This is a genomic window from Hydrogenophaga sp., assembly GCF_041633695.1.
Lineage (GTDB): Bacteria > Pseudomonadota > Gammaproteobacteria > Burkholderiales > Burkholderiaceae_C > Hydrogenophaga.
Map to the genome: position 1 here is coordinate 1 of NZ_JBFJMY010000457.1, position 3,277 is coordinate 3,277.

The window sequence follows — 3,277 nt, forward strand, 5'->3', positions numbered from 1 at the left end:
CCCGCATCGCCGGCGAAGAGCTGCCACTTCCAGAGGCGCGAGCCGGCGGTTCGGGCCGCCAGGGCTTCCAGTGGATGGACTTGCTGATTTTCATGTTTGTGGGCGTGCCCATGCTGTCGGCCTTCTTGCGCCAGGTCTTCGGCAACAAACTCGCGGCCTTGTTCACGGGGGTGGGCGTGGGCGGCCTGGCCTGGGTCTTCACCACCGTGGCGTGGATCGCCCTGGGTGCGGGCTTGCTGGGTTTGCTGGCCGCGCTCTTCATGCAGGTCTTGCCTGCGATGCCCAGCTCGGGGCACGGTCGCCGCGGCGGGCGTGGTGGCCCCTGGGGTGGTGGTGGCGGGTTTGGCGGCGGTGGCGGCGGATTCGGCTCTGGCGGTGGCGGCAACTTTGGAGGCGGCGGCGCCTCCGGTGGGTGGTAGGTGGACTCCGCTATGAACAAACTGCTTCGCATGCTCAAACACCGTTGGCTCGATGCCTCGGACAGCGCCCGCGCCGTGCCCGACGACCTCGCCGAACGGCTGGCGGCCCGCGTGGCGGCCAGTGAAACTCGGCACAGCGGTGAGATCCGCATCTGCATAGAAGCGGGCTTGCCCCTGGACGAGCTTTGGCGCGTCAACGCCGATACGCCACTACGAACCGTGGTGCGGGCCCGTGCGCTGGGTTGGTTCGGCCGCCTGGGCGTGTGGGACACCGAGCAGAACAACGGCGTGCTGATTTACCTGCTGCTGGCCGAACACGCGATCGAGTTTGTGGCCGATCGCGGCCTGGCCCATCACGTCAGCCCGGCACAATGGCAAGCCATGGTGGAGCGGCTCGGGCAACATCTGCGCGCCCGCGATTTTGAATCGGGATTGACCCAGGCGCTGGAAGAGGTGTCTGCGCTGCTGGTCGACCATTTCCCGATGGATGCGGACCAGCACAATCCCAACGAGTTGCCGGACGCCATCGTCCGGGTCTGAAGAGCAGTCCAGCCACCCCGCCCCGGTTGCTGGCCGCAGCGGATGGCCGCTATTTGGTCTTGTTCCTCACCGCCGGCGTGCGGTTGTTCATGACCACCTGCAGCTCCTGCTGCAAGGCCTTGTTCATCTGGGCAAAGGTTCTGAGTTTGCGGGTCGTCTCGCGCAGGCGGTCGGCCATGCGCTTGGAGATCGCCAGCAACATGCGCGCCCCCACCCGGGGTTCGTCTTTGAGCAAACGCATCAGGGCTGTGCGTGAGAGCACAGCCACGGCCACGTCGGTGGTGGCCGTACAGGTGGCGGAGCGCGGTGAGCCGTCCAACACGCCCATCTCGCCGATCAGGCTGCCCGGCCCCATGATGTTCACCACCATGCTTTCGCGCAGACCCGGCAATTCGTTCTCCACCGAAATGTCGCCCTCCAGCACCAGCAACATGTAGTCGTTCTGCTTGAGTTCGCCTTCTTTGATGAACACCGTGCCCGCCTTGATGCGCTTGGGGCGCATGTAGGCGATCACCTTCATCGCGTCGTCCAAAGTCAGATCGTCCAAAGCCGAAGCCGTGACCAACAGGCGAGCGGCCACCAGCTCGGGCGCTACATCGGGACTCTCAAAAATCGAAGACATCCGGCGTTATTGCGATTGCGGGAAGAAAATAAGAGCAGCCATCATGGCACGGTGACGCCATATTCTGGCAGCGCGCAAAAAAAGACCGGCACAAGCCGGTCTTCCCTGAAGTCAACAGCGTCCACCGCCAGTTTACTTTTTCTGACGGTATTTGCGCAGGGCCGCGATCTGGGCAGCCATGACCGCCAGCTCCGAAGTGGCCTTGGCCAGATCGATGTCGCTGTTCGCGTTTTTCACAGCCTCTTCGGCTTGGCGGCGGGATTCGGTGGCCTTGGCCTCGTCCAGATCCTTGCCGCGGATGGCGGTATCGGACAAGACGGTGACGTGGTTGGGCTGCACTTCCAGAATGCCACCCGCCACGAACACAAACTCTTCACCGCCATCGGCCTTTTCGATGCGCACGGCACCCGGCTTGATGCGGGTGATCAGCGGAATGTGGCCCGGCAAAATACCCAGCTCGCCCGCCTCGCCAGGCAAGGCCACGAACTTGGCTTCACCCGAAAAAATGGAAGCCTCGGCGCTGACCACATCAACTTGGATGGTACTCATATGTATTCCTTGGGTTGGACGTTAGGCGATGGGGCGTTGAGCGATACGGACACATTCGCCGAACACCCAACGCTGGACGTCGAACCAGAATCAGGCGACCTTCTTCGCTTTCTCGAAAGCCTCGTCGATCGTGCCTACCATGTAGAAGGCCTGCTCGGGCAAGTGATCGCACTCGCCGTTGGTGATCATCTTGAAACCACGGATGGTTTCGGACAAAGGCACGTACTTGCCAGGCGAACCGGTGAACACCTCGGCCACGTGGAAAGGCTGCGACAGAAAACGCTGGATCTTGCGCGCGCGGGCCACGGCCAGCTTGTCGTCCGGAGCCAGTTCGTCCATGCCCAGAATGGCGATGATGTCGCGCAATTCTTTGTAGCGCTGCAGCGTGCCTTGAACGGCGCGGGCCACTTCGTAGTGCTCCAGGCCCACGACCAAAGGATCGAGCTGACGGCTGGTGGAGTCGAGTGGGTCCACGGCGGGGTAGATACCCAGCGAAGCGATTTCACGCGACAAGGCGACGGTGGAATCCAAGTGGGCAAACGTCGTTGCTGGCGATGGATCGGTGTAATCGTCGGCAGGCACGTACACGGCCTGGATGGACGTGATCGAACCGACCTTGGTCGAGGTGATCCGCTCTTGCAAGCGGCCCATTTCTTCGGCCAGCGTAGGCTGGTAACCCACGGCGGAAGGCATACGGCCCAGCAAAGCGGACACTTCGGTACCGGCCAAGGTGTAGCGGTAGATGTTGTCCACGAAGAACAGCACGTCTTTGCCTTCGTCGCGGAAGGATTCGGCGATGGTCAGACCGGTCAGGGCCACGCGCAGGCGGTTTCCTGGAGGCTCGTTCATCTGGCCGTAGACCATGGCCACTTTGGACTCTTCGAGGTTCTCGAGGTTCACCACGCCGGAGTCGGCCATCTCGTGGTAGAAGTCGTTGCCCTCACGGGTACGCTCACCCACACCAGCGAACACCGACACGCCCGAGTGGGCCTTGGCGATGTTGTTGATGAGTTCCATCATGTTCACGGTCTTGCCCACACCGGCGCCACCGAACAGGCCAACCTTGCCGCCTTTGGCGAACGGGCAAACCAAGTCGATCACCTTGATGCCGGTTTCCAGCAATTCCTGCGACGGCGAGAGCTCGTCA

4 protein-coding genes and 1 pseudogene are annotated in these 3,277 nt (G+C 62.5%); 2 read left to right on the plus strand and 3 right to left on the minus strand.

Annotated features, from left to right (window positions below; all coding sequences use genetic code 11):
• Together ABYB95_RS20025 and ABYB95_RS20030 are read left to right on the plus strand one after the other, a co-directional pair.
• Positions 1 to 419: pseudogene (locus ABYB95_RS20025) on the plus strand (YgcG family protein); the annotation flags it as partial.
• Between the two features lie 12 nt (positions 420 to 431).
• Positions 432 to 959 (plus strand): TPM domain-containing protein, encoded by a 528-nt coding sequence (locus ABYB95_RS20030; RefSeq protein ID WP_372660979.1) that lies wholly within the window; start codon positions 432 to 434, stop codon positions 957 to 959.
• 49 nt (positions 960 to 1,008) lie between these two features.
• Here the strand turns inward: ABYB95_RS20030 and ABYB95_RS20035 are convergent, their stop codons facing one another.
• The 3 genes from ABYB95_RS20035 to atpD all read right to left on the minus strand — a co-directional run.
• A complete protein-coding gene (locus ABYB95_RS20035; RefSeq protein WP_372660982.1) occupies positions 1,009 to 1,581 on the minus strand; it encodes a cyclic nucleotide-binding domain-containing protein in 573 nt (190 codons plus the stop codon).
• A gap of 132 nt (positions 1,582 to 1,713) precedes the next feature.
• Positions 1,714 to 2,130: a F0F1 ATP synthase subunit epsilon gene (locus ABYB95_RS20040; protein ID WP_372660985.1), complete on the minus strand. Its 417-nt coding sequence runs from the start codon at positions 2,128 to 2,130 to the stop codon at positions 1,714 to 1,716.
• A 90-nt stretch (positions 2,131 to 2,220) separates the two neighbouring features.
• Positions 2,221 to 3,277 (minus strand): F0F1 ATP synthase subunit beta (atpD, locus tag ABYB95_RS20045; RefSeq protein ID WP_372660988.1); only part of this gene is annotated, 1,057 nt, incomplete at its 5' end.

Bases quoted from the DNA above. Each gene is read 5' to 3' on its own strand.
- ABYB95_RS20030 (WP_372660979.1), top strand. From the start codon at position 432: ATGAACAAACTGCTTCGCATGCTCAAACACCGTTGGCTCGATGCCTCG.
- ABYB95_RS20040 (WP_372660985.1), bottom strand. From the start codon at position 2,130: ATGAGTACCATCCAAGTTGATGTGGTCAGCGCCGAGGCTTCCATTTTT.
- ABYB95_RS20035 (WP_372660982.1), bottom strand. From the start codon at position 1,581: ATGTCTTCGATTTTTGAGAGTCCCGATGTAGCGCCCGAGCTGGTGGCC.